Genomic DNA, 5,999 nt, shown 5'->3' on the forward strand with positions numbered 1-5,999 from the left:
TACGAGATCGACGAGGCCCCAGCGCTCGACAAGAAGTTCAAGCATGACATCGAGGTGGTGGTCGACCGCTTGGTCGTGCGCGAGGACATCGCCACACGCCTGGCCGACAGTTTCGAGACCGCGCTGAAGCTGGCGGATGGCCTCGCCTATGTCGACCCCGCCGATCCGGTCGAGCCCGCCACGCCCAAATCGGCGGTGCTGGGCAACAACGCGCCGGATGGCCGGATCGTGTTTTCGGAAAAGTTTGCCTGCCCGATTTCTGGCTTCACCATTTCCGAAATCGAGCCGCGCCTGTTCTCGTTCAACGCACCGCAGGGGGCGTGCCCGGCCTGTGACGGTCTGGGCGAAAAGCTGATCTTCGACGAAGACCTCGTCGTTCCCAATCACGAACTGTCGATCAAGAGGGGCGCGGTCGTGCCCTGGGCCAAGTCCAACCCGCCCAGCCCCTATTATATGCAGGTGCTGGGCAGCCTGGCGCGCGAGTTCGGCTTCTCGCTGGAGACGCCGTGGAAGGATCTGGAGGACAAGGTCCGCGACGCGATCCTGCACGGGACCAAGGGCAAGGCGGTCACGCTGACCTTCGTCGACGGCAAGAAGTCCTATGACGTGAAGAAGCCGTTCGAGGGCGTGATCGGCAATCTCAACCGCCGCATGCTCCAGACCGAAAGCGCTTGGATGCGCGAGGAACTGTCCAACTATCAGTCGTCGCAGCCCTGCGAAGTCTGCCACGGTGCGCGGTTGAAGCCCGAGGCGCTGGCGGTCAAGATCGCCATGCAGGACATTTCGTACGCCACGCATCTGTCGGTGGTCGATGCGCTGGCCTTCTTCACCGGCCTGCCCGAACATCTGACCGACCAGCAGCGCGCCATCGCGCAGCCGATCCTCAAGGAGATCGTCGAGCGGCTGGGCTTCCTCAACAATGTCGGGCTCGATTATCTCAACCTCGACCGGACCAGCGGCACGCTGTCCGGTGGTGAGAGCCAGCGCATCCGGCTGGCGTCGCAGATCGGCTCGGGCCTGTCGGGCGTGCTCTATGTGCTTGACGAGCCGTCGATCGGCTTGCACCAACGCGACAACGACATGCTGCTCGCGACGCTGCGGCGGTTGCGCGACCTGGGCAATACCGTGCTAGTCGTCGAGCATGACGAGGATGCGATCCGCACTGCCGACTATGTCATCGACATGGGGCCGGGTGCTGGCGTGCATGGCGGGCAGATCGTTGCGCACGGCACGCTCAAACAGTTGCTCAAGTCCAAGACCAGCGTGACGGCCGACTATCTGAACGGTACGCGCGAGGTCGCCGTGCCCGCCAAGCGCCGCAAGGGGTCGGGCAAGAAGCTGACCGTTCACAAGGCGACCGCCAACAACCTCCAAGGCGTGACCGCGAGCATTCCGCTCGGCACCTTCACCTGCATCACCGGCGTGTCGGGCTCGGGCAAGTCGAGCTTCACCATCGACACCCTTTACGCCGCCGCCGCGCGCACGCTGAACGGCGCGCGCATCCTGGCGGGCAAGCATGAAAAGATCACCGGGCTCGATCATCTCGACAAGGTGATCGACATCGACCAGTCGCCGATCGGCCGCACCCCGCGTTCGAATCCGGCGACCTATACCGGTGCCTTCACCCAGATCCGCGACTGGTTCGCCGGGCTGCCCGAGGCGCAGGCGCGCGGCTATAAACCCGGCCGGTTCAGCTTCAACGTCAAGGGCGGTCGGTGCGAGGCGTGCCAGGGCGACGGCGTGCTCAAGATCGAGATGCACTTCCTGCCCGACGTCTATGTGACCTGCGACGTCTGCCACGGCGCGCGCTACAATCGCGAGACGCTGGAGGTGAAGTTCAAGGGCCACTCGATCGCCGATGTACTCGACATGACCGTCGAGGACGCCGCCGAGTTCTTCCAGGCGGTGCCGCCGATCCGCGACAAGATGGCGATGCTGGTCGAGGTCGGGCTCGGTTACGTCAAGGTCGGCCAGCAGGCGACGACCCTGTCGGGCGGCGAGGCGCAGCGGGTGAAGCTGGCCAAGGAACTGTCACGCCGCGCGACGGGCAACACGCTCTATATCCTGGACGAGCCGACCACGGGTTTGCACTTCGAGGATGTGCGCAAGCTGCTCGAAGTACTCCACGCGCTGGTCGAACAGGGCAATACGGTGGTGGTGATCGAGCATAATCTCGACGTCATCAAGACCGCCGACTGGATCGTCGATCTCGGCCCCGAAGGCGGCGTCAAGGGCGGCGAGATCGTTGCGGTCGGCACGCCCGAGGTGGTCGCCGCCGAACCGCGCAGCTTTACGGGGAAGTATCTCAAGCCGTTGCTCGACAAGGGGCAGGCGCAGGCGGCGGAGTAACGGCTCTCCCCGGCACGGGGAGGGGGACCGCCGCGTAGCGGTGGTGGAGGGGGCTTTCCGACTGGGATGTCTTGTCTCGCACGCCTCCTCCGTCAGCGCCGCGCGCTGCCACCGCCCCGTATTGGGGAGGACCGGGTCCCATGGCCTTCGACGTCGCTCAGGCGGAACGGGCCTGGGGATCGGCCAACGGTATATCGTAAAGAGTGAGGATGGGTTGCCAAACAATCCTGCTCCCGTTCGCATCGAGCGAAGCCGGCGTGCACCCTTCGCTTTTGACCATCCGCCGGCCCCACACAAAACCCGGTTAACATATCGCAACCTTTCCCCACGCTGCGCGCTTCCATCCGCATCACCCACGAGGGAGGATGTGATGCGCGTACTGACACTCGGCCTGGTTGCGGCCGCGACGCTGGTTTCGGGGTGCTCGACCTATGGTGGTCTGGGCGGCGGACTTGGCGGTGGGTATGACTATAACCGACCGGATCCCGCCTATGGCGGCTATTATGCCGACCGTTATTATGTCGACAATCCCCGCTATCGCGAGCGCCGGCTGGGTCGCAACGACCGCGTCTATGTCGGGCAGGACGGCCGCTATTATTGCCGCCGCAACGACGGCACCACCGGCCTGATCGTCGGCGGCATCGCCGGCGGTGCGCTGGGCGCGGCGATCACCTCGGGCGGTTCGCAGACCCTGGGCACGCTGCTCGGTGCGGCCGGCGGCGCGCTGGCGGGTCGTGCGATCGAACGGAACAACGTTCGCTGCCGTTGATCCGCTGAGCCGATCATCGGTCCGACGGGCCGGTCGGTCGCCTCCGTTTCGGATGCGTTTGGCCGGCCTTTTGGTATCCGCTTCGCCTATTCCTGACCGATCGGAACGGGGGATGGCGATGGAATTGGCGACGAAGCTGGTCGAACTGGAAAAGCGGACCGCACAGCACCGCGAACTGCTGCTGACCGAGGAGGCAGCCAAGACCGCCCTGGTCATGCCCTTCATCCAGGCGCTGGGCTATGACGTGTTCAACCCGGCCGAGGTGGTGCCCGAATTCACGGCGGACGTCGGGATCAAGAAGGGCGAGAAGGTCGACTATGCGCTGGTCATCGACGGGCGGCTGTCCATCCTGATCGAATGCAAACCGTCTTCGATCGAACTCGACCTGAAGCACGCCTCGCAACTCTTCCGCTATTTCGCGACGACCGAGGCGCGGGTGGCGATCCTGACCAACGGCGTGGTCTATCAATTCTATTCCGACACCGAACAGCCCAACAAGATGGACGAAAAGCCGTTCTTCGTCTTTTCGATGGACGGCATCCGCCGCACCGATCCGGCGATCCTCGAACGCTTCGCCAAATCCTCGTTCGACATCGACCTCATCATCGCCGAGGCCGGGCGACTGAAGCTCCAGTCGCAGCTGCGGATCGAACTGGAAAAGGAATTCGCGCATCCGTCCGAGGATTTCGTGCGGATGATGATGGCGCGTCTCTATAACGGTCGCGCCAATGCAGCGATGAAGGAGCAGTATCACGCCGCCCTGACCAGTTCGATCGCGACGCTGATCCGCGACCGGGTGAACGAGCGGCTGACCTCCGCGCTGAACGTCGCCAATCCCGCGCCCGACATCATCGAGGAAGGCGCGTCGGACGACATGTCGGACGGCGCGGGCATCATCACCACCGAGGACGAGATCGCCGGCTTCCGCATCGTCCAGGCGATCGCCGCGCGACACGTCGATCCCGAACGGGTCGTGATCCGTGACTCCAAATCCTATTGCGCGATCCTGCTCGACGACAACAACCGCAAGTCGCTCGCCCGGCTGCATTTCAACAGCCCGACGACCCGCTATGTCGGCACCTTCCTGGGCAAGGTCGAGACGCGGCACCCGGTCGCCGCGCTGACCGACATCTATCGCCTGGAAGACGCCATCGTCGCACGGCTTCGTGAACTGGATGGTATGCCGCCGCCGTAAAGCTGAACGAACCGCGCCGACTTGCGACAATTGGTGACAGTTTCATGGGCAAGGCGTCACAGCTTTGCGAACGGCCATTCCCATATTGCAACTGCGGGCCAGTATTCGCCCGTTTGTTTTGGGAGTAGCAAGATGAAGGCCATGATCCTCGCGACGCTGGGCGTCGCCACCATCGCGGTTCCGACGATCGCCGAGGCGCAGCGCTGGACACCGATCGCGCAGCGTCAGGCGCAATTGGACCGCCGGATCGATCAGGGCATTCGCTCGGGCGCACTGAACCGGCGCGAGGCGGTTCGCCTGCGGGGCGATTTGCGCCAGCTGAACCAGCTTGAATATCGCTATCGCCGGTCGGGCGGCGGGCTGTCCGTCTCGGAGCGTCGCGACCTGGACCGCCGCTATGCCATGCTGAGCCGCCAGGTCCGCTACGAGAAGCACGACCGCAACTATCGCCGTTGAACGGTCAGCGCGGGGCGGTCGCCGAGGATGTCGGGGGCGGCCCCGCCGGCCGATCGAGCGGTCGGCCGCTGTCCTTCCATTTGTCCAATATCTCGCCCGACCGCGCCAGTCGGTCACTGATGATCGCGCCGTTGCCCGGGGATACCGCCGTCGGCGCCGGGGCGGGCGCAGCGCTGGACGGCTTCGGTGTCGATGGGGGCTGCGGCGGGGGCGGAACGGGGATCGCCACCCCCGCCACCTCCGACGGTGTCGTGGCTTGCGCGACCGGGGGCGCGTCAGGAATGACCTCTCGCCCCCCATAGGCGCGACCCATCGCTGCCGCCGTCCCCCAATAGCCCTTCCACCGGTGGAAGAGATGCGCGCCGACTATGTCGGTCATCACCATCGCCCGGTTCCAGGCCGGAGTGACCGCGAAGGTATGGTAATGGGTAGCGAGCCCGACCGGCGCGAATACGCCGCCCGACAGCGCCGCCGCCGCGATCCGCGCGGCCCGCGCCCAGCCGGCGGTGGCGGGCACGCGGGACAAAGCGCCGTCGCACACGAAGCTGAACTGGCAATGGCGGCGCTCCACGCCCTGATAGACGACGCCGCAGACGCTGGACGGAAAGGCGGGGTGGCGGACCCGGTTCAGTACCACCTGCGCTACCGCCCGCTGCCCGTCGATGCTTTCGCCGCCAGCCTCGTAATAGATGGCGGCGGTCAGACATTCCATCGCGCGCGCGCGATCGATCGCGGGCGCGGCCCCCCATCGGAAGGGCCGGGCCGCGACGATCGTCGCATCCGTGCCGGGCGCTTCGGGCGGGATGGGCAGGGCGGGAAGCGCGACCGTTCCGGTACTGCCGTCCGCAGCAGGCAGGGCATCGGGTGCGGATGGGGACGTGGCCGGGGCCTGGGGCGATGATGTGGCGGCACCGGGCGTCACGCGACCTGTTGCTGGCCGGCCCGCTCGCGTCACCATGACCAGGCCGGCGATCAGCGTCAGCGCGAGCAGGACCAGCCAGCCCTGCACCATCCGCCTTATCGTCCGCCTCGCCACCCGCAACGCGCTATTGCCCTTCCGATCGGTCCTCTATGTCCCAAGCCGATAGCGGAAAGAGGGTTAAGGAATTCGCGTCGGGCGCAGGGCCGGATGACCCCACTTTCCCACGAGGGGCAGAGCCCACCGCAGCTCCTCCCCACCTCCTCCGCTCCCCGCCTACCCACCCTATCGGAATCCCCTCGCCCCCCAGA

At 65.7% G+C, this 5,999-nt stretch carries 5 protein-coding genes; 4 read left to right on the top strand and 1 reads right to left on the bottom strand.

Going from position 1 to position 5,999, the window contains the following annotated elements:
- The 4 genes from uvrA to ACQKJZ_RS17570 all read left to right on the top strand — a co-directional run.
- Positions 1–2,349: excinuclease ABC subunit UvrA (gene uvrA / locus ACQKJZ_RS17555; protein ID WP_427732782.1), on the top strand; the 2,349-nt coding region annotated here is incomplete at its 5' end.
- Positions 2,350–2,719: 370 nt separating this feature from the next.
- Entirely contained in the window at positions 2,720–3,118 is a 399-nt protein-coding gene (locus ACQKJZ_RS17560; RefSeq protein WP_312490026.1) for a glycine zipper 2TM domain-containing protein, read from the top strand.
- A gap of 112 nt (positions 3,119–3,230) precedes the next feature.
- On the top strand, positions 3,231–4,313 hold the full coding sequence (locus tag ACQKJZ_RS17565; RefSeq protein ID WP_427732784.1) for a type I restriction endonuclease: 1,083 nt from the start codon (positions 3,231–3,233) through the stop codon (positions 4,311–4,313).
- 132 nt (positions 4,314–4,445) lie between these two features.
- Positions 4,446–4,769 (top strand): hypothetical protein, encoded by a 324-nt coding sequence (locus tag ACQKJZ_RS17570; protein WP_427732786.1) that lies wholly within the window; start codon positions 4,446–4,448, stop codon positions 4,767–4,769.
- Positions 4,770–4,773: 4 nt separating this feature from the next.
- Here ACQKJZ_RS17570 and ACQKJZ_RS17575 read toward each other — a convergent pair whose 3' ends face one another.
- Entirely contained in the window at positions 4,774–5,781 is a 1,008-nt protein-coding gene (locus ACQKJZ_RS17575) for a cell wall hydrolase (protein ID WP_427732788.1), read from the bottom strand.
- Positions 5,782–5,999 lie beyond the last annotated feature (218 nt).

Origin of the sequence: Sphingomonas sp. NPDC019816 (genome assembly GCF_050274375.1) — a bacterium.
Taxonomy (GTDB): Bacteria; Pseudomonadota; Alphaproteobacteria; order Sphingomonadales; family Sphingomonadaceae; genus Sphingomonas.